General features: G+C 63.9%; 24 protein-coding genes and 1 riboswitch. Of the genes, 10 read left to right on the top strand and 14 right to left on the bottom strand.

Annotation, left to right across the window (positions count from 1 at the left end; translation table 11 throughout):
- Positions 1 to 133 precede the first annotated feature (133 nt).
- The 10 genes from P3T40_RS34700 to P3T40_RS34655 form a co-directional block, all read right to left on the bottom strand.
- On the bottom strand, positions 134 to 439 hold the full coding sequence (locus P3T40_RS34700; protein WP_429272228.1) for an STAS domain-containing protein: 306 nt from the start codon (positions 437 to 439) through the stop codon (positions 134 to 136).
- A complete protein-coding gene (locus P3T40_RS34695; RefSeq protein ID WP_429272227.1) occupies positions 436 to 1,065 on the bottom strand; it encodes an MlaC/ttg2D family ABC transporter substrate-binding protein in 630 nt (209 codons plus the stop codon). Before P3T40_RS34695 ends, P3T40_RS34700 begins: the two co-directional genes overlap by 4 nt.
- A 119-nt stretch (positions 1,066 to 1,184) precedes the next feature.
- The gene (locus P3T40_RS34690) at positions 1,185 to 2,198 is read right to left on the bottom strand and encodes an MlaA family lipoprotein (protein WP_429272226.1); all 1,014 of its coding nucleotides are present in this window, start codon (positions 2,196 to 2,198) and stop codon (positions 1,185 to 1,187) included.
- Between the two features lie 11 nt (positions 2,199 to 2,209).
- Complete coding sequence (mlaD, locus tag P3T40_RS34685; protein WP_429272225.1) at positions 2,210 to 2,755, bottom strand: outer membrane lipid asymmetry maintenance protein MlaD; 546 nt, start codon at positions 2,753 to 2,755, stop codon at positions 2,210 to 2,212.
- 94 nt (positions 2,756 to 2,849) lie between these two features.
- Complete coding sequence (gene mlaE / locus P3T40_RS34680) at positions 2,850 to 3,617, bottom strand: lipid asymmetry maintenance ABC transporter permease subunit MlaE (protein WP_429272224.1); 768 nt, start codon at positions 3,615 to 3,617, stop codon at positions 2,850 to 2,852.
- Complete coding sequence (locus P3T40_RS34675; protein ID WP_429272223.1) at positions 3,614 to 4,435, bottom strand: ABC transporter ATP-binding protein; 822 nt, start codon at positions 4,433 to 4,435, stop codon at positions 3,614 to 3,616. Before P3T40_RS34675 ends, mlaE begins: the two co-directional genes overlap by 4 nt.
- Before the next feature lie 98 nt (positions 4,436 to 4,533).
- Positions 4,534 to 5,646, bottom strand: a complete 1,113-nt coding sequence (gene thiE, locus P3T40_RS34670) for a thiamine phosphate synthase (protein WP_429272222.1) — start codon at positions 5,644 to 5,646, stop codon at positions 4,534 to 4,536.
- Entirely contained in the window at positions 5,643 to 6,458 is an 816-nt protein-coding gene (locus P3T40_RS34665) for a thiazole synthase (protein ID WP_429272221.1), read from the bottom strand. The genes thiE and P3T40_RS34665 overlap by 4 nt, the downstream gene beginning before the upstream one ends.
- Positions 6,459 to 6,510: 52 nt before the next feature.
- Positions 6,511 to 6,708 carry a sulfur carrier protein ThiS gene (thiS, locus tag P3T40_RS34660; protein WP_122155463.1) on the bottom strand — a complete coding sequence of 66 codons (198 nt, stop codon included), beginning with the start codon at positions 6,706 to 6,708 and terminating at the stop codon, positions 6,511 to 6,513.
- Between the two features lie 72 nt (positions 6,709 to 6,780).
- The gene (locus P3T40_RS34655) at positions 6,781 to 7,929 is read right to left on the bottom strand and encodes an FAD-dependent oxidoreductase (RefSeq protein WP_429272220.1); all 1,149 of its coding nucleotides are present in this window, start codon (positions 7,927 to 7,929) and stop codon (positions 6,781 to 6,783) included.
- A gap of 198 nt (positions 7,930 to 8,127) precedes the next feature.
- A riboswitch (TPP riboswitch) is annotated at positions 8,128 to 8,239 on the bottom strand.
- A 359-nt stretch (positions 8,240 to 8,598) separates the two neighbouring features.
- Between P3T40_RS34655 and P3T40_RS34650 the strand changes: the two genes are divergently transcribed.
- The 5 genes from P3T40_RS34650 to P3T40_RS34630 all read left to right on the top strand — a co-directional run bounded on the left by P3T40_RS34650 (position 8,599) and on the right by P3T40_RS34630 (position 13,517).
- Positions 8,599 to 10,350, top strand: coding sequence for an ABC transporter ATP-binding protein/permease (locus P3T40_RS34650; protein WP_429272219.1), 1,752 nt, complete (start codon positions 8,599 to 8,601; stop codon positions 10,348 to 10,350).
- Positions 10,347 to 11,195 (top strand): SDR family NAD(P)-dependent oxidoreductase, encoded by an 849-nt coding sequence (locus P3T40_RS34645; protein WP_429272218.1) that lies wholly within the window; start codon positions 10,347 to 10,349, stop codon positions 11,193 to 11,195. Before P3T40_RS34650 ends, P3T40_RS34645 begins: the two co-directional genes overlap by 4 nt.
- A 237-nt stretch (positions 11,196 to 11,432) precedes the next feature.
- Positions 11,433 to 11,930, top strand: coding sequence for a hypothetical protein (locus P3T40_RS34640; protein ID WP_429272217.1), 498 nt, complete (start codon positions 11,433 to 11,435; stop codon positions 11,928 to 11,930).
- Between the two features lie 114 nt (positions 11,931 to 12,044).
- Entirely contained in the window at positions 12,045 to 12,614 is a 570-nt protein-coding gene (locus tag P3T40_RS34635; protein WP_429272308.1) for a hypothetical protein, read from the top strand.
- A gap of 156 nt (positions 12,615 to 12,770) precedes the next feature.
- Positions 12,771 to 13,517 carry a response regulator gene (locus tag P3T40_RS34630; protein ID WP_429272216.1) on the top strand — a complete coding sequence of 249 codons (747 nt, stop codon included), beginning with the start codon at positions 12,771 to 12,773 and terminating at the stop codon, positions 13,515 to 13,517.
- Between the two features lie 58 nt (positions 13,518 to 13,575).
- Here the strand turns inward: P3T40_RS34630 and P3T40_RS34625 are convergent, their stop codons facing one another.
- The 3 genes from P3T40_RS34625 to P3T40_RS34615 are packed head-to-tail and all read right to left on the bottom strand — an operon-like array spanning position 13,576 to position 15,185.
- Positions 13,576 to 14,244 carry a flagellar basal body L-ring protein FlgH gene (locus tag P3T40_RS34625; RefSeq protein WP_429272215.1) on the bottom strand — a complete coding sequence of 223 codons (669 nt, stop codon included), beginning with the start codon at positions 14,242 to 14,244 and terminating at the stop codon, positions 13,576 to 13,578.
- Between the two features lie 59 nt (positions 14,245 to 14,303).
- Positions 14,304 to 15,035, bottom strand: a complete 732-nt coding sequence (locus P3T40_RS34620) for a hypothetical protein (RefSeq protein ID WP_429272214.1) — start codon at positions 15,033 to 15,035, stop codon at positions 14,304 to 14,306.
- A 3-nt stretch (positions 15,036 to 15,038) separates the two neighbouring features.
- Positions 15,039 to 15,185 carry a DUF6726 family protein gene (locus P3T40_RS34615; RefSeq protein WP_429272307.1) on the bottom strand — a complete coding sequence of 49 codons (147 nt, stop codon included), beginning with the start codon at positions 15,183 to 15,185 and terminating at the stop codon, positions 15,039 to 15,041.
- An 89-nt stretch (positions 15,186 to 15,274) separates the two neighbouring features.
- On the opposite strand from P3T40_RS34615, the gene P3T40_RS34610 reads away from it, so the two are divergent.
- The 3 genes from P3T40_RS34610 (at position 15,275) to P3T40_RS34600 (ending at position 17,890) form a co-directional block, all read left to right on the top strand.
- Positions 15,275 to 15,436: a hypothetical protein gene (locus P3T40_RS34610; protein ID WP_429272213.1), complete on the top strand. Its 162-nt coding sequence runs from the start codon at positions 15,275 to 15,277 to the stop codon at positions 15,434 to 15,436.
- A 409-nt stretch (positions 15,437 to 15,845) separates the two neighbouring features.
- Complete coding sequence (locus tag P3T40_RS34605) at positions 15,846 to 16,586, top strand: response regulator (protein WP_429272212.1); 741 nt, start codon at positions 15,846 to 15,848, stop codon at positions 16,584 to 16,586.
- Positions 16,583 to 17,890, top strand: coding sequence for an ATP-binding protein (locus P3T40_RS34600; protein ID WP_429272211.1), 1,308 nt, complete (start codon positions 16,583 to 16,585; stop codon positions 17,888 to 17,890). The genes P3T40_RS34605 and P3T40_RS34600 overlap by 4 nt, the downstream gene beginning before the upstream one ends.
- Before the next feature lie 236 nt (positions 17,891 to 18,126).
- On the opposite strand, the gene P3T40_RS34595 is transcribed toward P3T40_RS34600, so the two are convergent.
- Positions 18,127 to 19,071, bottom strand: coding sequence for a tyrosine-protein phosphatase (locus P3T40_RS34595; protein WP_429272210.1), 945 nt, complete (start codon positions 19,069 to 19,071; stop codon positions 18,127 to 18,129).
- A gap of 304 nt (positions 19,072 to 19,375) precedes the next feature.
- Here P3T40_RS34595 and P3T40_RS34590 point away from each other — a divergent pair, with 304 nt between their 5' ends.
- Both P3T40_RS34590 and P3T40_RS34585 read left to right on the top strand, forming a co-directional pair.
- Positions 19,376 to 20,635: an MFS transporter gene (locus tag P3T40_RS34590; protein WP_429272209.1), complete on the top strand. Its 1,260-nt coding sequence runs from the start codon at positions 19,376 to 19,378 to the stop codon at positions 20,633 to 20,635.
- 16 nt (positions 20,636 to 20,651) lie between these two features.
- Positions 20,652 to 21,917 carry a D-amino acid dehydrogenase gene (locus tag P3T40_RS34585; protein WP_429272208.1) on the top strand — a complete coding sequence of 422 codons (1,266 nt, stop codon included), beginning with the start codon at positions 20,652 to 20,654 and terminating at the stop codon, positions 21,915 to 21,917.
- The last annotated feature ends 163 nt before the right edge of the window (positions 21,918 to 22,080 follow it).

Here is a 22,080-nt window from a genome sequence, read left to right as displayed (position 1 = left end):
TGCGCAAAGTGCTGGAGGGAACGAAATTGGGGCTCATTGAAAGCCCCAAAAAACGTTTGATTATAGGGCAAAGTTGGGAGCCCCGACTTTGCCAGGGAGACCGGGAGGTGACGCCGGACGCGTCAGTTGAGCGTCAATGTCGCCCGGAGAGGAGCGTATCGACGCCGTAGGCTTGCGCCAGGCTGGCGAGACCAGCCGGCAGATTGACGACTTCGAGCGCAGCGCCGCGTGCCTGGGCGGCACGCTGCCATGCGATCAGCACGGCGAGCGCCGACGAATCGAACTGCGCAAGCGGCGTGCAATCGACGCCGGTCGCGCCCGCCGCGATACGTTGCAGCCCGGCCGCGAGCGCGGCTGTGGCGCTCGCGTGGGTCAGCGTGGCGCCGGTTTCGAAACGGCCCGCCACTGAGCAGGACTCGGCGTTCGCCGCTGTGCTCACGACTGCTTGCCCGCAGCGAGTTGCTGGTTACGCTGCGTGAGGAACTGGATCAGCCCATCGACGCCGTGTTGCTGGATCTGCTCGTTGAACTGTTGCTGATACGCCTGGATAAGCCATGCGCCGAGCACGTTGATGTCATACACGCGCCAGCCTTGCGGCGTCTTGTACAGGCGGTAGTCGAGTTCGACCGGCGAGCCGTTGTTCATCACGACCGAGCGCACCACCGTGTCGGTGTCGTCAGGGTTCATGCGGAACGGCTTGTACTGGATCTGCTGGTCTTTGACCTGCGCCAGCGCGCCCGAATACGTGCGGATCAGCAGCATCTTGAACTGCTCGACCACCGCGTTTTGCTGGTCGGGCGTGGCGGTGCGCCAGTTGCGGCCCATCGCCAGTTGGGTCGTACGGCGGAAGTCCGTGTAAGGCAGGATCTTCTCGTTGACGAGCTGGGTGATGTGAGAAATATCGCCGTGCTGGATCGACTTGTCGCTGCGCACGGCGTCGACCACCTGCTGCGTGACGGTCTTGATCAGGGCATCTGGCGCGCTGCTATCAACCGTTTGCGCGAACGCTGCGTTACCAGATGAAAACAACGCAACAAAAAACGAAATGAGGAAGAATTTTTTCATATTGAGCCTGACAGAAAGAATAGTGCAGTGCCAACCTTGGAGCCGACAATAGCACGCGAGTTCATCCGCGATCCACGCGCAAACTGCGAGAGTCGTTTCGAGGTGTTACGACTGCGCCCTCAATGCAACCTGAACGTCGGGAAGTTAAGCCGCGGCGGCACGACCTGATCGGCCGGCACCTGGTCGTTTTCCGGGCCGCCGTTCATATCCAGCGGCGGCGACGCTGAGGTACCGGAGGCCGGCGTCGCGGTTGCGGCGGTGGTGCCCGAAGCACTCTCGGGAGCCGCCGCGTTAGCAGGCGCAGACACCGTGCCCGGCGCAGAAGCCGCGCCCGGAGCCGAGGCGGCCGTTGCGCCAGCAGCCGGAGCCGCGGCGCTGCCGTCCACGTCGTCGTACTTGGGCAGCGGCGCGTTGTCGCCGTAATCCGGCAGCGATGCAGTGCCGCCCGCCTTGCCTTGCGACAGCAGGTAGTTCCGGCGTTGCAGGTACGCATTACGCACAAACGAATACTTGTCGAGCGCCGCGCCTTCCAGCACATCGCTCGCGCCCAGCAGGTTCGCCCGCGTGTTGACGATGTTCACGCCGTACAGCGCCCAGCTGAGGCCATCCGGATGAATGTACGACAACGGATTGACATAGTAAGCGCCAATCGAGCCCACCGCGTCGCGCACCGTGCTTGGCCCGAACAGCGGCAGCACGAGGTACGGGCCTGCCGGCACGCCGTAGTGACCGAGCGTGAGGCCCAGGTCATTGTCGTGCTTGGGCAGCTTCGCGAGCGTTGCCACGTCGAACAGGCCGCCCAAACCGAACGTGGTATTGATGACGATCCGCATGATGTCTTCGACACCATCGGTAATCTTCAACTGCAGCAGGTTGTTCGCTGCAATGTAGACGTCGCCGATGTTCGAAAAGAAGTTGGTCACGCTGTCGCGCACCGGCTGCGGCGTGATGTACACGTAGCCCTTGGCGACCGGCTTCAACGCGTACTGGTCGACCTTGTCGTTGAACTTGAAGACGGTACGGTTAAAGCCCTCGATCGGATCGCCCTTGGTCGGGGTCTGGACGGTCGCACAGCCGGCCAGCATCGCCGCGCCGAACGCGAGCGCCGAGATACGGACGCGCATGGTCTGCATTCTTGTTCTCCTTATTGACCCGACGCGCCCGATGCGGGCACGGCCGGTGCCGGTGCCGCCGGTGCGGGGGCTGCAGCGGATGCGCCCGTCTTGGCGGCACCCGAGTCTGCCGCCTTGCTATAGAGGAATTGTCCAATCAGGTTTTCGAGCACGATGGCCGATTGCGTCATCGAGATCGTGTCGCCTGCTTTCAGCATTTCGCTATCGCCGCCCGGTTCGAGACCGATGTACTGCTCACCGAGCAGCCCCGCAGTCAGGATCTTGGCGGAGGTGTCCTTTGGAAACGGGTATTGCTTGTCCAGATCGATCGTCACCACGGCCTGGTACGAATTGCTGTCGAAACCAATCGAATCGACCCGGCCGACCGTCACGCCCGCACTCTTCACCGGCGCACGCGCCTTCAGCCCGCCGATATTGTCGAACTTCAGCTTGACCGGGTAGGTTGCCTGAAACGACAACGAGCTCATGTTGCCGGCCTTCAGCGCCAGGAACAGCAGTGCTACGAAACCCAGCACCACAAACAGGCCGACCCAGAAGTCGAGAGCAGTCTTTTTCATCGTCATCCCAAAGAGAATCCGTCGCGCCGGCCACACCTTCCGCGCGGCGCGGGCAAGCCAGTGCCCGCGGCGGAAAGCACGTCGCGCGGTTTTTTTAGCTGAACATCAATGCGGTCAGCAGGAAATCGAGGCCGAGCACGGCCAGCGAGCCGTACACCACCGTCTTGGTCGTCGCCCGTGAAACACCTTCCGGGGTCGGTTTGGCTTCGTACCCCTGAAAGAGCGCAATGAACGTCACCGCAAAGCCGAACACAATACTCTTGATCACGCCGTTGCCTACGTCAGCCCAGACGTCGACGCCGCCCTGCATCTGCGACCAGAACGAGCCGGCATCAACGCCGATCATCAACACGCCCACCACGTAGCCGCCGCCAATCCCGACCGCGCTGAAAATGGCCGCGAGAATCGGCATGGAGATGATGCCCGCCCACAGGCGCGGCGCGATCACGATCTTGATCGGATCGACCGCCATCATTTCCATGGCCGTCAGTTGCTCGCCGGCTTTCATCAGACCAATTTCCGCGGTGAGGGAGGTACCAGCACGGCCCGCGAACAGCAGCGCGGTGACGACCGGACCAAGCTCGCGCACCAGCGACAGCGCCACCAACAGCCCAAGCGCCTGCTCGGAGCCATAGCGATTCAGCGTGTTATAGCCCTGCAGCCCCAGCACGAAGCCGACGAACAGCCCCGACACCGCGATGATCACGAGCGAATAATTACCCACGAAGTGGATCTGCTTCGTGACAAGACGCGGACGGCGCAACAACGGGAAGAATTCCAGCACCAGACGGAAGAAAAGCCGCGTGGCATAGCCGGCGGTTTCAAGTCCGCCGATCACCGAACGTCCGATCGTACTGATCATGCCTGTCCCCCGCCGATGCCGAAATCTGCCGCAAGCGGCGTGTTGCTGGGATAGTGGAATTTGAACGGACCGTCCGGGGCGCCGTCTATGAACTGGCGCACGGTGGGATCGCTTGAGGCCCGCAATTGCTCGGGCGTGCCTTCGGCGTGTACGCCACCGTTGGCCAGAAAATACACGTAGTCGGCAATCGCGAACGATTCCGGCACGTCATGCGTCACCAGAATCGAGGTGGCGCCTAGCGCCTGATTCAGCGTGCGGATCAGGTTCGCGGTGATGCCGAGCGAAATGGGATCGAGGCCGGCAAACGGCTCGTCGTACATCATCAGGTCGGGGTCGAGCGCGATGGCCCGGGCGAGCGCCACGCGCCGCGCCATGCCGCCGGAAATTTCCGCTGGGGATAGATCCCGCGCGCCACGCAGGCCCACCGCGTTGAGCTTCATCAACACCAGGTCGCGGATCAGCTCTTCAGGCAGATCGGTGTGCTCGCGTAGCGTAAAAGCCACGTTTTCGAACACCGACATGTCGGTAAACAGTGCGCCGAACTGGAACAGCATGCCCATTTTGCGACGCAGGGCGTAGAGACCGTCGCGCGTCTGCGCGCCGATGTCCTGCTCCTGGAAAAGGATCTGCCCGCGCTGGGCGCGCACGAGGCCGCCGATCAGCCGCAGCACGGTGGTCTTGCCGCACCCCGAGCCGCCCATGACCGCGACGACCTGGCCGCGCTTGAAGCGCAGGTTCAGGTTCGACAGGACGAGCCGGTCGCCGTAACCGAAGTCGACGTCGCGAAGCTCGAGAAGGGTCTCGGAGGAGGAAGGCACGAAGCTGACGATCCTTTTACACAGAAGGCCGAATTATAGGGCCATCGTGCAAAAGCTGCCGTGACGCGCCCTGTCCCGAAAAGGCAGGGACGTCGCGATTATGGCGTAAACCCTCGTTGCATCGCAGATACCGCGGCAGCAGGGTCGGCCGCCTCTGTGACGGCGCGCACAACGGCCGCGCAGCCGACGCCCGTCGCCAGCACCTGCGGCAGCACCTGCTGGTCGATCCCGCCAATCGCCACCAGCGGCACGACGCCCTCGAGCAGGCGCACGTAGCGGGCAAGACGCGCGAGTCCTTGCGGCGCCGTGGGCATCACCTTGGTGGTGGTCGCGAACACCGCGCCGAGCGCGATGTAGCTGGGCCGGAAGTGCAGCGCGGTGAGGATTTCGTAGTAGCCGTGGGTCGACAGGCCGAGACGCACGCCCGCAGCGGCGAGCGTGGCGAGATCAGCCTTGTGCAGGTCTTCCTGGCCAAGGTGAACGCCATACGCGCCGGCTTCGAGCGCAAGCTGCCAGTGATCGTTGATGAACACTTGCGCGTCGTGCGTGCGGCCCGCCGTGACGCAGCGGGCGATTTCCTGCGCCAGTTCGCCCGGTTCGGCCGTCTTGCGACGCAGTTGCACTGTCTTCACCCCAAAGCCGACCACCCGCTCGACCCACTCGGCCGTCGGCAGCACCGGGTACAGGCCAAGACGTTCAGGGCAGCGCGCGAACGGCTGCTCCGGTGCAGCCGGCAAACCCATCACGCGTGGGAAACGGGACAGATCCGTGGGCCAGGCGTCGTCCGCGGTGGCTTCATCGCCGTCGCGCCAGGCGAGCGCCAGCACCAGCGCGTCGTGCGGCGCAAAGCCACAATCGAGAATGGCAGCGAGCGCCGGGATCCAGTCTTCGGCCAGATGGCCTTCCAGCGGATAACGCTCGCCGCCCAGATGCAGCGTCGCACGGCCCGCAGCCGCTTCGATCACACCTGCGCCCTGTACCTGCCAACGCGCCACCTGCTCGCCGTGCTGCTGGGCGTCGGCGACGATAATCAGATCGCCGCCGTTGGCGTCGTCCGGCGCGGTCAGGCAAATGCGCCACGGCGCGTGGGTAGGCGGCCAAACGCCCAACCGCGCGCGGATGCGCTCGGCGGCTTCGGTCAATTCGTCAGCGGGCGGCCAGAACAACTCGCGGCCGCCGAGCGGCGAAGTCTGCGTCGATGTCTGGTTCATGCTGCGCTCCCGTCCTGATGCCAGAACGGCATGCCGACCACCGGCGTGCTCGCATGGGCGGTTTCACGTTCGGCCATCGGCCCCGCGAGGTAAGCCTGGCGCCCCGCTTCGACGCCCAGCGCGAACGCGCGGGCCATCGCGTCGGGATGGGTAGCCTGCGATACGGCCGTATTCAGCAGCACGCCGTCGAAGCCCCATTCCATCACTTGCGCGGCATGCGACGGCACGCCAAGACCCGCGTCGACGATCAGCGGCACGTCCGGCAGCCGCTCGCGCAGCACCCGCAGGCCATACGGATTGATCACGCCCTTGCCGGTGCCGATCGGTGCGCCCCACGGCATCAGCGCCTCGCAGCCGGCGTCGAGGAGACGACGGCCGATCACCAGATCTTCGGTGCAATACGGCAGCACCTTGAAGCCGTCCTTCACCAGCCGTGCAGCCGCTTCGATCAGGCCGACCGGGTCGGGTTGCAGCGTGTAGTCGTCGCCGATCAGCTCGAGCTTGATCCAGTCGGTCTCGAACACTTCGCGCGCCATATGGGCGGTCGTGACCGCTTCGCCGACACTCTGGCAGCCGGCCGTGTTCGGCAAGAGCGGCACGCCGTGGCGTTTGAGCAGGTCGAAGAAGCCGGCTTCGGCGCCGCCTTCGTTCATCTGGCGACGCAGTGCGACCGTGATCATGCCGGGCTTCGCTGCATCGATCGAGTCGGACAGCGACTGCAGCGATGGATAGCGCGAGGTGCCGAGCAGCACACGACTCGCGAAGGTTTCGCCGTACAGCGTGAGCGCGTCGGCGGGAGTGGGAGAAGTCATCTAAAAATCCTTGTCTCTGGCGATACGCGGCCGCTTGGCCGCAGGCGTTCGTTTAGCCGCCGGCGACGGGTTGCACGACGTCGAGCTTGTCGCCCGCCTGCAGCGCGCGCGCGGCGTGCTGGGTGCGGGCGACAAAATCGCCGTTCAGCGCGACGGCGAACGGCGGACGCGCGCCGAAGGCGGCAAGCGCGTCGGCGACAGTCGCCCCGTCGGGCAGCGACAACGGCTTCTGATTGATGTGAATGTCCATGGTGTTCAGATACGGTTCAATCAATAACGCAAATAACTAGCCCAGCGGGCGCCGCGTAACAGGCCGCAACGCTCATGCCGGCTCCTGCGAGCAATCGTGTGGGTCAAGCCGGGCGAGCTGAAACAGCTCGCTCCAGCGGGCATCGCGCCGCCAGCCGGCGAAGGCGTCGGCGTCGCCGATACGTCCCTCGAGCAGCGCGGCGGCAAAGCGGGCGGCTTCGTCCGCGACTTCCGGCACGATCATGTAGCCATGCCGGTACAGGCCGTTCACGCGCAACGTCTGCGCGCCATCCCAAACCAGCGCCGGACGGTGATCCGGCAAGGTCGGGCGACACTGCGAATTCAATTCGAGTATGCGTGCCTCGCCGAAGCCGGGATGAACCGAAAACGCTGCGCTGAGCAATTCGAGCGCGGAACGCACACTGACGGGCGACATGTCCTCGCCTTCCACTTCGGTGGCGCCGATCACGTAGAGATCGTTCTGCTTCGGCGCGATATACAGCGGGTAGCGCGGATGCAGCAGGCGCACCGGGCGCGTCAGGCCGATACCAGGCGCATGCACACGGGCGACTTCACCGCGGACACCGCGCAAGGTGGGCAATACCGCTTTCGCGCCGAGCCCGCGGCAATCGATCGTCACGCGTGCTGGCGGCAGGGCGTGCTCGGCGACCGGTGTGTTCCAGTGCGTCTCGACACCGCGCTCGGCCAGACCTGCGGCCAACGCGCTGAGCACCTGGCGATTGTCGAGCTGGCCTTCGTGTGGCAGCAGCCAGCCTTGCGTGAAGCGGCCGGCCAGCGCGGGTTCCGTCGCGCCGACCTGAGTACCCGATAACGTAACGAAACCGCCATCCAGCAGATCTGCGGGCGCGTTCGAGCGCACGCGGCGTTCGAACAGCGGTGCTTCGGTGCGATCGGCGTGATGCCAGACGACCAGCGTGCCATTGCGTTGAAAGAACACCGGTTCGGGCAGTTGGGCCAGGATCGTCGGCCAGGTATCGAGCGAGGTGGCGCCGAGGCGCGTGATCAGCAACTCGGCGCTGGCCGCTTCGGCGAGCGGCGCGAGCATGGCGGCCGCCACCCACGCCGCGGCCTGCGAGCCGGCCGCATCGCCGCGCTCGTACAAAGCGACGCGGTGTCCCGCTCCGGCGAGCCGCCAGGCGACCAGCCGGCCGCACAAGCCACCGCCGATGACGGCGAAATCCGGTTGAGCAAGCGTGTTCATCGCCGTCCCGCCGGCACGCGCAAACAGGCATGGCCCGTGAGGGGGCGAACGAAGCAATAAACTGAAGAATGAGCGGTCATCGTATCCTTTCCGTACGGCATCAGGCGCACGTACCCAAGGACGAAACCGGCGGGCGAGGCCGGCCGGGCAAAAGGCGCATCCAGTGACGGACGCTGCCCGGCGGGAGAATGGAAGAAAAGCTGACTTCCGGAAACTTCCCGCGCCGGTATTACCCGGATCGGGTGCAAAGGGTCTCTCTCAGCCTCGCCGCGGCGTGTGGCCCGCGCGCAAAGCACCCCTGTTTCGTCGAGAGTCATTAGACCATAAAAGGCGCGGAGGCCGCAAACCGACTGCGTCGGCGGGGCTGCGGCCGCCGATTGATGCAGCCACGCGCGGCGCTCTGGCACAATGCAACGATCGGACGCCCGCGCCATTGGCGCGGCTTCTTGCCCCACACCCGGTAGTCGCCTGCCCGCGTCTCACGCGATTAATTTTCGCTTAAGGCGCTCGCGCCAAAATCGGGCGACGGGCGGCCGGTGTCGGGCGACGGGGTCGAGACCCGGGCCGCAATCGCAATTCCGCCGTGGCGCCGACTCGCTATGGACTGAGCTATCTGGGCCGGTCATAGTGGGTTAGCCCAAGATGAGCCAGCATTACTTCAGGATGGTCATGACACCCAATACTTCCCCTGCCCACCCGCTAGAGCCGGACGACAAAGTCTCTGCGTGGAGTCTGATCAAGCCCTACTGGGTCTCAGAAGAATGGAAGATCGCGTGGGGGCTGCTCGTCACGATCATTGCGATCAACCTCGCCAACGTCTGGCTGAGCGTGAAGTTCAACACCTGGAATGGCGACTTTTATAACGCCCTGCAGGCCAAGAACGTTCACGACTTCCCGCACCTGATGGTGGTCTTCTCGGTCATCGTGTTCGCGATGATCATCCTGTTCGTGTACGGCCGGTACCTGCGTCAGATGCTCGGGTTCCGCTGGCGCCAGTGGCTCACGCACCGCTACCTTGAAGAGTGGCTCGGCGACGGCGCGTTCTACCGCATCGAGCGCGACCGCCTCGCCGACAACCCCGACCAGCGGATCAGCGACGACCTGCAGTCATTTGCGACCAGCACGCTCACGCTGACGCTCGACCTGCTGTCCACGGTCGTCACGCTCATTACGTTCGTCACCATCCTCTGGGGTCTGGCGGGCTCGCTGAGCGTCACGCTCGGCGGCGTCCCACTCGTGATTCCCGGCTACATGGTATGGGTCGCAGCGCTCTACGCACTCGGTGGCTCGTACATGATCTACAAGCTCGGCCACCCGCTCGTTTCGATCACCTACCAGCAGCAGAAGGTTGAGGCAGATTTCCGTTTCGGCCTGATCCGGGTGCGCGAAAACGCCGAACAGATCGCGTTTTACGATGGGGAAGCAACCGAACGGGCCGCTGCGGGAAATATCTTCCAGCGCATTCGCGACAACTGGTGGCGAGTGATGAAGTACACCAAGCGCCTGAGCTTCGTGCTGAGCTTCTACGGCCAGATCGCGATTATCTTTCCGATCGCGGTCGCCGCTCCGCGGTACTTCGCCGGCGCATTCACGTTCGGCGTGCTGATGCAGATCCAGAACTCGTTCGGCACAGTGAGCGATTCGTTCTCCTGGTTCATCAACAGTTACGGCAGCCTTGTCGATTGGCGCGCCACGGTAAATCGTCTGCGCGAATTCAAACGCGTCATCCATGCGTCGCATCTGAAAGAAAGCACTTCGCCGGCCACCGCTCATGGCGGCATCAACCTGCACTTCGTCGACGAGGATAAGCTCACCACCGAAGGCCTGTCGCTCTCCTTGCCGAACGGCACCGCGCTCTCGCAGATCCGCGATATCACGATCCAGCCCGGTTCGCGCTGGCTGGTACGCGGTCCGTCCGGATCGGGCAAGAGCACCTTGATGCGTGCGCTCGCCGGACTTTGGCCGTTCGGCGACGGCTCGATCGACGCGCCGGTCAATGCGCGCATGATGTTCATTCCGCAGCAGAGCTACATGCCGATCGGCACATTGAAAGGCGCGCTCGCCTACCCGTCCACCGCCGACACCTACACTGACGACGAATGCCGCGAAGCGCTGCGCGTGTGCCACCTCGACGACTATGTGGAGCGTCTGGCGGAATCGGGACACTGGGCGCGCGTGCTCTCGCCAGGGGAACAACAACGGCTCGCCGCTGCCCGCGTGCTGCTGCACAAGCCCGACTACCTGTTCCTCGACGAAGCCACCAGCGCGCTCGATGCAGCGAACGAGGCGCGGCTCTATCACCTCTTCACCGAGCGTCTGCCTAAGGCCGCGATTGTCAGCGTGGCGCATCGTGAATCGCTCGCGGCGTTCCACGAAGAAACGCTGGATGTCGAACGCTCGGGCGAACCGGTCGCCGCATGAGCAGCGGGGCGTTCGAGCGGGTCGCATCAGAGCGGGCCGCGCTAGACCGGGTCTCGTCAGACCGCGTCGCATCAGAGCGGGCCGCGCTAGACCGGGTCGTGCTGATCACCGGTGCCGGCTCCGGCATCGGGGCGGCGCTGGCCCGGCGCATCGCTGCGCCGCGCACCGCGTTGATGCTGCATGCACGCGGCGCCGATACGCCCTCGCGCGAGCGCCTCACTGCCGTCGCGACGGAGTGCTCGACACCCGGCGCCACATGCGCCACGGTCTTTAGCGATCTCGCCGAGCGCGGTGCAGCCGAACACATCGTGCACGAGACGCTCGCCCAATTCGGCGCACTCGATCAACTGGTCGCCAACGCCGGCCATGCGCAGCGTCAGACGCTAGGCGCACTCGACGCCGATACTTTCTACGAAACCTTCGCCGCAATGCCGGGCGCCTTCGCTGCGCTCGTCAAGCGCGCTTCAGCGGCGCTCGAAACTTCGCAGCGCGGCCGCGTCGTTGCGCTTAGTTCGTTCGTCGCACATCGCTATCGCGCGGACGCACCGTTCGCTGCAACGGCGGCAGCCAAGGCCGCGATTGAATCGCTGGCGAAAACCGCTGCCGCCGAACTCGCCCCGCATGGTGTCACCGTCAATTGCGTTGCGCCGGGCTACACGCGCAAGGAGCGCGGCCCCAGCGCCGCCAACGCCGCGGCGTGGACGCACGCGGCCGAAGCCACACCGCTCGGCCACGTCGCCGAACCGGCCGACATCGCCGCGCTGATCGCCTTCCTGCTCTCCAACGAAGCGCGACACATCACAGGCCAGATCATCCATATCGACGGCGGGCTCACGCTGGGTTGATCACCAAGACGCTGCCCGAATCTGCGGCAGTCCCAGGCAAACTCCAGTCAAACTGCAGCAGCATTCCAACAGGCACGTTGCAACTTCCTGAAATACGCGACAACAGTTCGGAAGCATTTGCGAACCGTTCAGGCTGTTCCATGCTTTGAAAGTACCGTGCTGGGGCGACGATTGACATGCGGGCCAAACACCACCTTGCGACTCGCACGCCACTCACCGCTACCGGACTTCCCGCCCATGTCATCCGATCGCAGCTTCTATCTTTTGACCCAACGACTCACGCGGACGAGCCGTTCCCTTTTCACCGCTGTCGGCACCGGCTTTGGCGCGGGCGCCTTGTTGCTGTCGGTCGGCGCCCACGCCGCGCAGATGGTGCAGGCCGCCGAGCCCGCGAACGTCTGTCCCGCACTGAAGCACATCGTCGCCGCCCCCGACTTCAAGCAACTGCACGATGAACCGGCCGCGCAGTTGCCTGGCCTCGCCAGCGCCGACGATTGCCGCGCCAACTCGAACGCCTACGACTGCCATTGGCACGCTCACTGGGAAGCTGACGGCGTGGTCACGGACCCGCTCGAAGAACTGGGTGCCGACATCGCCGCCTGTTTTCCGAATGTCGTGCACGACCTCAACACGCCAACGCGTCAGCATTTCGTCGTGACCTCGGGCGAGCGCCGCATCACCGTCACGGCGAGCGTGCAGGGGCCCAACGAATTGCGTCTGCGCGTCGCACGCTAAGCGTGCCGGCCCGCGTTTGACTCCCGATCCGACACGCCGAGGTACTGCATCGTGACCGCCTTGCGCTCATCGCTCTTTCCGGCCGTTCTGTGGACCATGAGATTTCCGCGGGCCATGGGGCGGCGCTCCTGCGCATGGGCCGCGACGGCAGCGATCCTTTGCGTCGGACTAAACGGTTGTGCGTGGACGCTGATCACAGCAGCCGACGCCACCGGCTCGGTGATTCAGGCGGGCTATGCGATTGCATCGAACTACTCGTCGCCGACCTTCGTCAACGGTCAGCCCGCGTCCGTTAGCGCGGTGTGCATCGAAGTGAACCGGATGGTGTCCGTTGGCGATTTCGTCCCGTCGTTGCAACTCGCGCTCAACCGGCGCGGCATTCGTTCGGACGTCTACAACCCGGGCACCGCCCCTGCAAGCTGCGAGGCCAGGCTGGTCTACAACGCGTCGGTCGACTACGGCCGGCGAGAGTTTAACGACAATCCGATCCAGTACCTGTCCGTGATCGATCTGACGCTCATGCAGCAGGGCCACATTCTCGTCACCGCGCGGTATCAGACTGGCGAACTCGGCCTGGACCGTTTCTCGAATGCGTCCGTCAAGCTCAATGGCATGATCGACAAGATGGTGGTCAATCGCCTCGACTTGCGCCCGCAAACCATTCAGACTTCACAGGCCAACTAAACTCGCCTCAGCCTCGGCTGAGCCCGACCGCACACACACAGCGACGACCCACTCGACTTCAAACCGTTCGCACACGCTTGCCTACAGTTATCCCGGAAAGGTTTAGAAAGCATTGCGCGCTATGAGCGCCCCGGCTTATCTCCTAAGATTGCCGGAATGAACCAATCCATTCTCGTCGTCGATGACGATGCCGTCGTACGCGACCTCGTACGCGAATACCTGCAAGGACGCGGCTTCTCGGTAACGGTGCTCGAGCACGGCATGGCGTTGCAGCGCGCGCTGCAAAACGAGCGCCCCGCGCTGGTGGTGCTCGACATCATGATGCCGGAGCTGGACGGCATCAGCGCATTGCGCGCGCTGCGTCTGGCCGGCGACGACATTCCGGTGATCCTGCTGACGGCGCGCGCCGATGTGATCGACCGGGTCATCGGTCTCGAACTTGGCGCGGACGATTACCTCGGCAAGCCGTTCGAACCAAGCGAGCTGGTCGCACGTATCCGCACCGTGCTGCGGCGGCGCGGCGCGATCGCGCCTGGCGCGCCGGAGAATCGTGCGCCGTATCGCTTCGGCCGTTTCGAGGTGAATTTTCCGGCGCGCGAGTTGCGCCGCGACGGCGAACGCATTCCGCTGCGTTCGAGCGAATTTGCCATGCTCAAGGTATTCGTCACGCACGCGATGACGGTACTCACCCGCGCGCAACTGCTCGAAAAGCTGCACGGCAATAGCGAGGCGCACCGCAACCGCAGCCTCGATGTGTCAATCTGGCGCCTGCGGCGTCTGATTGAAGTCGACCCGTCCGAGCCACGCTATGTGCAAACGGTATGGGGCCGCGGCTATGTGTTCGTGCCGGATGGCGAAATCGGCGCGGCCGAGCGGGTCGCGCCGCCGTTCGCCGACGCTTAGCGCCGCTGGCCACCTCAAATTAAGGCGGTCTGGCGCAAAGCACCCGCTTCGGGGACGCTCAGAATGTCAGCACGCTCAGGAACATCCGCTGCAGCCAGCCCACTGTCGTCGAGTCGCTCACGATGCCCCGTCCGGCCTGCTCGATCCGCGCATTCGCCACTTTGCTCGACGACACATAGTTGCCTGCTTCGATGTCCTTCGGATTGACGATGCCGGAGAGTCTGAGGCGGTCATGATTGCCGTTCATCGCGATCAGCTTTTCCCCCGCCACCATCAGATTGCCGGTCGGCATCGTACCGATGACGGTAACGGCCAGCGTGCCGGTCATACCGTTGGTGTCGGTCATCGCGCCCTGCCCCTTGAAGTCCGTGTTCGCGGAGCCGATGTTGAATAGTCGCGCCAGTCGGGCAGCGGCGCTGGTCGACTGATCGGCCGCGGTGGCGCTAATGTCGCTCGCGCGACTTGCAGTCGTATTTGCGCTGCTGTTGCCGCTATACGATTCGGACAAGCGAATGGTCAGCACATCGCCCACGTGCTGCGCGCGCGGCGTCTCATAGAGCAAGAGCGACGACCCGGCCTGATAGATCGCGCCCTGCGTATTGATGTTGAGCGGCGCGCTCACGAGGGGCGGCAGCATCGGCGTATCAACGATCGAATCCGGATGGCTCGCGCAGGCGGCGAGACACAGCGCCGTCGTCAGCGTGGCAGTGAGGCGTAGCGCGGACATGGAGATTCCTCTACCGGCGTGAAGATTGGAGAAATGGGTGTCGGCAAGCATGCGACGCCTCATCCCGCCTCAGGACTGCTCGCCTGCCATTGGCGCACGAGCGACTTCACCCACGCATCCGGATCTTTCAGCAGATAGGTCAGCGTGCCGTTGTGGGTGGACGGCAAAAAGCACAACGTGATTGAGCTCACGGCGTTTTCCCAGACGTACATAGGGACCACGCTGCCCGCCGCCGAGGTGTTCTTCGTCACGAGCCGCGGCATCCCATAGCGGTCAGCCAGCGCATCGCGCAGATCACCGGCGGTGACCTCGTCGATCACGAACGAAATCTCATAGAGCCGCAACGCGCTCTGGCCGGCGACCCGCGCAAAGCGCAGCACGTGGTCCTGTGCCGGCGCGCCGTCGACGACCGCCTGCGAGACCTGCCAGCGGTCGGCCGACCGATGCGCCCAGCGGCAGGCCACGGTCAGGCTCTCGCTCGTCTTCATGCTCATGCCGAGCGCGCCCGCCAGCATGTCCGTCTCGCAGACCGGCACGCTGCCCACCGGCGTCGCCCGCACGGTCGAGCCGGCGCGAAATTCGTCGAGCGTGATGCCAAGCGGAATGCCGCGAAACTCGAACGGCGTATCCGCGGCACGCTTTTTCTCATCAGCAGTACTACGCTTTGGCGAGAACGCTACGCTTGCAGCAGGATCCGCGTGCGCGCCGGGCGCCGCCACGCCCAGCCACACGGAGAGCAGTAGCGGCGCCAACGCGCCGAAACACTGATGGACGGACGGTCGGGAGATCATGGCTCAGTCAATCGCTGAAGCACACGCGTTGAACGGCGTGGCCGCGGCGTGCCCGACCACCGGCAGGATGTCGAGCGTCGCGGCCGTCAAACGACACGGCAGCGCCGCGACCCCGCAGCCGTCGAGAGGCAGCAGCATCGCGCCCAACATCAGCCAGCTTGCGGCTCGCAAACAGCGCTTGAACACAGTCAGAGTGGACACGGGCGCCCTCGTCAGATCAGGCTGTGGTGTTGACATGATTGCCGACCAGGCCCCCGGGCGACACCGGCGCGGCGGGTTCGCTCGGGAGCGACTCCGGTTTGGCCGTGCTGTCCGGCGTGGACGCCGGCCGCTCGCGCTGCACGGGCTGGAAAGTGGTGGGGCGGAGATTGTTCGTGACGGTCATGGTCTGCCTCGCGTGACACTTGGGTGCGGATTCGATTGCCGCACTCACGCAGACGCTGAAAGCAGAGATTCGAACCTTCAGGCCAACGTAATGCGGCGGCGATGGACTACAGGTGGAATCATCACGCTGCGAGGACCGTCACAATGCACGAAGGAACGCGCGCTTTTCCAGGGTGCTTACGAGTGATTTCGATTGGGCGCCAATCCTTTCCCCGCAGCAATTCCGGTAAGCGATTGCAGTGCGATACGTCCCTCAATCTGCAATTTATATTGCCAGCTTTAGCGCCGGAAATTGGCCGGTTAGCCTTGTGTAGCAAGGCTTCTCACGGGAGGCCGAGGGACTGCCGCCCCGCCGGGCAGCAGCAGGTAAGTGTTGGTAAGAAAACAGTCGGCCGCTTGCCGCGCGCGCCAGTCTAAAATTTCGAAATGAATCCACAGGTCCTTATCGTCGACGACGACCCGGTTGTACGCGATCTGCTTTGCCGCTTTCTGCAATCGAACGGGTTCGACGCCTCCGTGCTCCACGACGGCACGCATTTGCAACGCCGCCTCGAAAGAGAGCGGCCTTCTGTCGTTGTGCTCGACATCATGATGCCGAACACCGACGGTCTGCGTGCGCTCACTGCGCTGCGCGCCGCCGGCGACGACATTCCCGTGATCTTCGTGACAGCGCGCGGCACCGTGGCGGACCGCATCGTCGGGCTGTCGCTCGGCGCCGACGACTATCTGACCAAGCCGTTCGATCCACGTGAACTGCTCGCCCGCATCCAGACGGTGTTGCGCCGGCGCGGGCCGTCGACCACCAGCGCGCCCGAAGCACGCAAGCCGTATCATTTCGGGCCTTTCGAACTCGACTTCGCGATGCGCACCCTGTCGCGCGACAATACGCGGCTCGCACTACGGGACAGCGAATTCGCGCTGCTGAAGATCTTCGTCAACAATCCGTACAAGGTGCTCTCGCGCGTGTTGATCCACGATCTGGTTCACCGTGACAATCTTGCCTTTCGCGACCGCAGTCTCGATGTGCCGATCTGGCGTCTGCGCCGCGTCATCGAAGACGACCCGTCGAGCCCGTGCTATGTGCAGACCGTGCGCGGCAAGGGTTACGTATTCGTGCCGGACGCCGACGGCACGCCGTTCTCGATCGAGGGCGCAGCAGACTCATGAAAAACCCGTTGAACACGCTATTCGGCAGAATGGCGTTGCTCTCGACGGCGGTATTGTTGGCAATTCAGGCCGGCTGGTTCGTACTGATCGTGCTGCAGCCCCCTCGCCACGAGGTGGACGGGTTCGCGCGCGGCATCCTGCTGATGCTGCAGGCGGCCAATGGAGAACCGGTGCACGGCGCCGATCTCGCGCCCGCGATGCGCGTGCATCTGGTGCCGACCTGGAACATGCCCTCCACAATCCATTTGCACTCGCCAACCGAACGGCAGTTCGTCGAACTCAGCCAGCATTTGCGTGGCCGCTTGCCGCCAGGCACGGAGATCGAAGTCGATGACGCGCGGCCGCCGCGCCTGTGGATTCGCTATCCGGGCAAGTCGATGTGGGTGGTGGTGCCGGTCGACATTCCGCCACGTCCGCGTTTCATCATCGAAACCATCTCGATGCTGGTGGCGGCCCTTATCCTGTCGCTCCTCGCGGTATGGCAGATGCAGCGGCCGCTGTCGCGCGTCGCGCTGGCCGCGCGTGCCTTCGGCGCGGGCGGGCGGCCCGAGCCCGTGAATGTGCAGGGACCGCGAGAATTACGCGACCTGATCGGTTCGTTCAACGACATGATGCGGCGTCTGAACGAAGCCGGTGACGACCAGGCGGTCATGCTAGCCGGCGTGGCGCACGACCTGAAAGCGCCGCTCACGCGGCTCAAGCTGCGGGCCAGCGTGCTCGTTGCGGAGAATGAACGGGCCGGGCTGATTCGCGATGTCGACTCGCTCACCAATATCGTCCAGCAGTTTCTCGAATTCGCCGGCCAGGCCGCGGATGCCGGGCCACCGGTCGCGGTCGACGCATTCCTGCGCGAACAGTTTTCCGACGCCGATATCGCCGAGTTCGCCGACGCCGCGGACAGCGCCACCCCGGCCGACGCCCTGCTCTTTAGCCTCGACCTGCGCGCGGGTCCCGACTTTACCCTGCCGCGCACCCTGCTCGACCGGCTCGTGACGAACCTGGTCGACAACGCGCTCGAGCACGGCGCGCCGCCTGTCGAAATCGCGACGGCACGCGACGCTCGGCATTGGGTTGTGAGCGTTCGCGATCACGGCCCAGGGATTCCAGACGACAGGATTGCCGCCGCCATGAAGCCGTTCGTACGGCTCGACGCCGCGCGCGGCGGCGAAGGCCATTGCGGCCTCGGACTCGCGATCGTGGCGCGCCTCGCGCACGATCGCGGCGGACGGTGTGAGGTCTACAACCATCAGGACGGTGGCCTGTGCGTGCGCATCGCCCTGCCGTTAGGACTGCAGGACGCGTGACACGGCGGCACTTACACAACCTTACCGGGTGCCCTCACCGGAGAAGCACGCACGTATAGTCTGCGCGGGCTTCCTCGATAGGCCCCCTGTTCGGTCCGCCCAGCTGTTGCCCGGGCGGGCCGCTTTTTCTGCCGTCCCCGGCTCGCTCTGCATCTTTGTGCTTTCGTCCCACGCGCCTTGTGCCGCTCGCTGTTAAGAGCGTCTTCCGGCACCAGCCTCCCCACTGCTTAAAGCGTTCAAACGACCAGGCGTTGGTGCAACGTATCAATGGTCGATTGGGGCAAGCCGAGCCCCGTGATCAGGTAACTGGACATCGTGCCGTAGCTCGCCTGCACCTGATCGAAGCCGGCCTGTAGAAAGCTGTCCTGCACGCTGAAGAACGGCGCATCCAACGTAGCCGCAGCGGCGCCGCTTTCTGCCTGGATCGCGGTGACCTGCGCGTTGATCGACGCAGCCGAGTAGGTATTCGTCAGAAGGTAGTCCTGCATGATCACATCTAGCGGGACGTTCGCAATACTAAGCAGGATGGCCGCGACCCAGCCGGTGCGGTCTTTGCCCGCGGTGGATTGGATCAGTTGCACGCCCGGCGTGTTGGCGAGTTGCGAGAGCAGCGCGCCATAACCCGCCCGCTGCGCCACGCCAGTCACGTATGCACGCTCGGCGCTCTCCATCATCGCCATGGCACCTCCCGACATTTCGGCCGGCGGCACGATCTGATCAGGCTCACCTGTGATATTGATGTTCTTATACACCGCGCCGGTAGGAATCACGTCCGCCACACGGGCAACCTCACCGGGCGTGCGCAGATCGTAGACGGTCGCGATGTCAAGCGTATCGATCACCGCCTTGTCCGCCCCACTCAACGTCAACGTATTCGAACGATAGAACATGCCGCGCCGCACCTGCCGGCCATCCACGGTCTGATAGCCACCGCCTGCGCCGCCTATATCGCGGAAATTGTCCACCGATGCGAGCCGCGGCGTGTCCGGCAGATCCGACGACAACCCACCGCCGCCGCACGCCGATAGCAGCGCGCTGCCGAACCCCGACATCAGCAGCACGCTCGCCGAGCCCTGCAAGAAGGCACGGCGCGAGCAAAGCTCACCATCCGGTACAAACTGGCGCGGCCGGCCGCTGCCGGAGCGGTTCGCAGATACGCGAACTTTCGCAATGAAATCCATTGAGTGTATTGGTAAGGCGCGCTTTCGCTGCAGGACGGATGGACGGCGTAAAACGAACTGCGCCGCAGCGGAGTGTACCGGGCAAAAATATCGGACGGGTTACAAAGTAGGCGTCGGTAAGGATCTGAAATTCGTCCCCGAACGCGGGAAACGCGGACGGGCCAGACGCATACGCGGCATACGCGGCTTGTGGCGGTATTTTGTCCGGGCTGGTCCACTCGGCTTTCCGAGCCGTAAAATAGGGGCGAACCGGGGCGCACACGGTGAACCGCGCACAACAAGGATCAGGGGCTCAGGAGACGGGATGGCGTCATTTCAGTGGTTCACCGAGTTGACGACGCACGAGCGCCGCACGCTCTACGCGGGCTTCGGCGGTTACGCAGTCGATGCGTTCGACTTCATGATCTACTCGTTCCTGATCCCGACGTTGATCGTCACGTGGGGCATGACCAAAAGCGAGGCGGGACTGATTGCCACCAGTTCGCTGATTTCCTCGGCCATCGGCGGCTGGATCGCGGGCATTCTAGCCGATCGCTATGGGCGGGTGCGCGTGCTGCAGTGGACTATCGCGACCTTTGCGATCTTCACCTGCCTGTCGGGCTTCACGCATTCGTTCTGGCAACTGCTGACCACGCGCACGTTGCAGGGCATCGGCTTCGGCGGGGAATGGTCGGTGGTGACAGTCATGATGGCCGAAACGATCCGCTCCCCGCAGCATCGCGCCAAGGCAGTCGGCACCGTGCAGAGCAGCTGGTCGTTCGGTTGGGCGGCGGCGGCGATCATCTACTGGGCGTCGTTTGCGCTATTGCCGGAGCAGATTGCATGGCGCGCCTGCTTCTGGGTGGGCATCCTGCCGGCCTTGTGGATCGTCTATGTGCGCCGCAACGTCAGCGACCCGGAGATCTTTCTCGCCACCCGCCGGGCGCGTGACAGCGGTTTCGATACCTCGCACTTCCTGCAGATCTTCGCCTTTCCTCACCTGAAAACGACGCTGCTCGGCAGCGCGCTATGCACCGGCATGCTGGGCGGCTACTACGCGATCACCACCTGGCTGCCGACCTACCTGAAGACGGTGCGGCATCTGTCCGTGTTCAACACCAGCGGCTATCTGATCGTGCTGATTGTCGGCTCGTTCACTGGGTACATTGTCGGGGCGATCCTGTGCGACAGGATTGGCCGGCGCGCGTCGTTCATCCTGTTTGCGATTGGCTCATTCGTGCTCGGCATGGTCTACACGATGTTGCCCATCACCGACAACGCGATGCTGCTGCTCGGCTTTCCGCTTGGCGTGGTCGTGCAGGGGATTTTCGCGGGAGTCGGCGCGTATCTGTCCGAGCTGTATCCGAATGAAATCCGCGGCTCGGGCCAAGGGTTCTGCTACAACCTCGGGCGCGGCCTCGGCTCGTTCTTCCCGATTCTCGTCGGGACGCTTTCGCAATCGATGACGCTCGTCAATGCGATGGGTCTCGTCGCCGGTTCAGGCTATCTGCTCGTCATCGCCGCGGCGCTGTGCCTGCCCGAAACGAAGGGCAAGGCACTCGCGGCTGCGAGCCCGGCATCCTGATGTGCATCGATCCGACATGAAAACGATTGTTCTCGGCGGCGGTGTGATTGGCGTCGCCACCGCTTTCTATCTGCGTGCCCATGGGTGCGAGGTCACGGTGATCGAGCGCGAGCCCGACGTGGCGCTCGTCACCAGTTTCGGCAATGCCGGTGTGATCGCGCCGGGTTATGTCACGCCATGGGCGGCGCCGGGGATGCCGGCAAAGCTTCTTAAATACCTCTTCAAACCTGCGTCGCCGTTGATCTTCCGGCCGACGTTCGACCCTGCGCAGTGGCGCTGGATTGCGCGTTGGCTGCATGAGTGCGACCTCGAACGGTTTCGCGTCAACAAGCAGCGCATGCAGCGGATTGCTTACTACAGCCGGAACTGTTTGCGGGAATTTCGGGCTCGTCATCCGTTTGATTACGGTCGTAGCCAAGGGTATCTGCAGTTGTTTCGCAGCGAGTATGACGTGGAGTTGGCGCAGCCTGCTCTTGCCGTGCTGCGTGATGCAGGGATTGCGTTTCGTGAGGTTAGCGCTGCGCAATGTGTGGAGATTGAGCCGGGCCTGCGGTGGGCGCGTGAAGCGCCGCTTTCCGGGCTTTATCTGCCCGATGATGAGGCTGGGGATTGTGCGCGGTTTACTCGTGAGCTTCGGTCGATTTGTGAAAGCAATGGGGTGCGGTTTCGGCTTGATACGCGGGTGACTGGGCTTGATGTTCAGGGCGGTGCGGTGCGTGGGGTGCGGGTTGGTAGCGAGCGTGGCGATGAGGTGCTTGTTGCGGATGCGGTGGTGGTGGCGCTCGGGGTTGACAGCGCGCAGCTGCTTGCACCGCTTGGGGTGAAGGTGCCACTTTATCCCGTCAAAGGGTATTCGGCTACGTTGCCCGTGATCGATGATGAGAAGTCGCCGCGGGCTGCGTTGATGGATGAGTCTTTGAAGACCGCTATCACAAGATTTGGGCGGAATTTGCGGGTGGCGGGGACTGCAGAGTTGGGGAATTGGCAGCCCACTTTACGTGAGCAGGCTTTGCAGACATTGCTCAAGGTACTCGATGATTGGTTTCCTCATGCTGCTAAGGCTAGTTCTGCTCATTTTTGGGTCGGACGCAGGCCCATGACGCCGGATGGGGCTCCTTTGCTTGGTCCTTCCGGGGTTGGGAATCTTTGGCTGAATGTTGGGCATGGGTCTACCGGTTGGGCCATGGCTATGGGGTCCGGGAAGGTTGTTGCCGATCTTGTTACGCTGCGCGTGCCCGAGATTTCCTTAGAGGGGCTTACCTTGGAGAGGTATCGGAGGTAAGGGTTTTTTGCCTGCGCGGCGGTTTGGTGGTTGTGCCTGCGGGGTTGGCCTTTCCTTGATTTCTTAGTGGTCTATTAGGCAGTATGACTCCCGTGAGGCAAAGGCTGGCCTGCCGTGAGGAATCAAACGCGGGTTAGCATTGCCAGAGCCGCACGGTGTGGAC

The organism is Paraburkholderia sp. EB58, assembly GCF_050436665.1.
In the GTDB taxonomy this organism is placed as follows: domain Bacteria; phylum Pseudomonadota; class Gammaproteobacteria; order Burkholderiales; family Burkholderiaceae; genus Paraburkholderia.
This window is presented reverse-complemented; position numbering and strand designations above follow the sequence as displayed.

Excerpts from the sequence above, each read along its gene's own strand:
- P3T40_RS34600 (WP_429272211.1), top strand. The coding sequence starts at position 16,583 with ATGAAAAACCCGTTGAACACGCTATTCGGCAGAATGGCGTTGCTCTCG.
- P3T40_RS34665 (WP_429272221.1), bottom strand. The coding sequence starts at position 6,458 with ATGACTTCTCCCACTCCCGCCGACGCGCTCACGCTGTACGGCGAAACC.
- P3T40_RS34625 (WP_429272215.1), bottom strand. The coding sequence starts at position 14,244 with ATGTCCGCGCTACGCCTCACTGCCACGCTGACGACGGCGCTGTGTCTC.
- mlaE (WP_429272224.1), bottom strand. The coding sequence starts at position 3,617 with ATGATCAGTACGATCGGACGTTCGGTGATCGGCGGACTTGAAACCGCC.
- mlaD (WP_429272225.1), bottom strand. The coding sequence starts at position 2,755 with ATGAAAAAGACTGCTCTCGACTTCTGGGTCGGCCTGTTTGTGGTGCTG.
- P3T40_RS34655 (WP_429272220.1), bottom strand. The coding sequence starts at position 7,929 with ATGAACACGCTTGCTCAACCGGATTTCGCCGTCATCGGCGGTGGCTTG.
- thiE (WP_429272222.1), bottom strand. The coding sequence starts at position 5,646 with ATGAACCAGACATCGACGCAGACTTCGCCGCTCGGCGGCCGCGAGTTG.
- P3T40_RS34635 (WP_429272308.1), top strand. The coding sequence starts at position 12,045 with ATGGGGCGGCGCTCCTGCGCATGGGCCGCGACGGCAGCGATCCTTTGC.
- P3T40_RS34585 (WP_429272208.1), top strand. The coding sequence starts at position 20,652 with ATGAAAACGATTGTTCTCGGCGGCGGTGTGATTGGCGTCGCCACCGCT.
- P3T40_RS34620 (WP_429272214.1), bottom strand. The coding sequence starts at position 15,035 with ATGATCTCCCGACCGTCCGTCCATCAGTGTTTCGGCGCGTTGGCGCCG.
- P3T40_RS34650 (WP_429272219.1), top strand. The coding sequence starts at position 8,599 with ATGACACCCAATACTTCCCCTGCCCACCCGCTAGAGCCGGACGACAAA.
- P3T40_RS34605 (WP_429272212.1), top strand. The coding sequence starts at position 15,846 with ATGAATCCACAGGTCCTTATCGTCGACGACGACCCGGTTGTACGCGAT.
- P3T40_RS34595 (WP_429272210.1), bottom strand. The coding sequence starts at position 19,071 with ATGGATTTCATTGCGAAAGTTCGCGTATCTGCGAACCGCTCCGGCAGC.
- thiS (WP_122155463.1), bottom strand. The coding sequence starts at position 6,708 with ATGGACATTCACATCAATCAGAAGCCGTTGTCGCTGCCCGACGGGGCG.
- P3T40_RS34590 (WP_429272209.1), top strand. The coding sequence starts at position 19,376 with ATGGCGTCATTTCAGTGGTTCACCGAGTTGACGACGCACGAGCGCCGC.
- P3T40_RS34695 (WP_429272227.1), bottom strand. The coding sequence starts at position 1,065 with ATGAAAAAATTCTTCCTCATTTCGTTTTTTGTTGCGTTGTTTTCATCT.
- P3T40_RS34640 (WP_429272217.1), top strand. The coding sequence starts at position 11,433 with ATGTCATCCGATCGCAGCTTCTATCTTTTGACCCAACGACTCACGCGG.
- P3T40_RS34630 (WP_429272216.1), top strand. The coding sequence starts at position 12,771 with ATGAACCAATCCATTCTCGTCGTCGATGACGATGCCGTCGTACGCGAC.
- P3T40_RS34645 (WP_429272218.1), top strand. The coding sequence starts at position 10,347 with ATGAGCAGCGGGGCGTTCGAGCGGGTCGCATCAGAGCGGGCCGCGCTA.
- P3T40_RS34690 (WP_429272226.1), bottom strand. The coding sequence starts at position 2,198 with ATGCAGACCATGCGCGTCCGTATCTCGGCGCTCGCGTTCGGCGCGGCG.
- P3T40_RS34615 (WP_429272307.1), bottom strand. The coding sequence starts at position 15,185 with ATGTTGGGCGCGATGCTGCTGCCTCTCGACGGCTGCGGGGTCGCGGCG.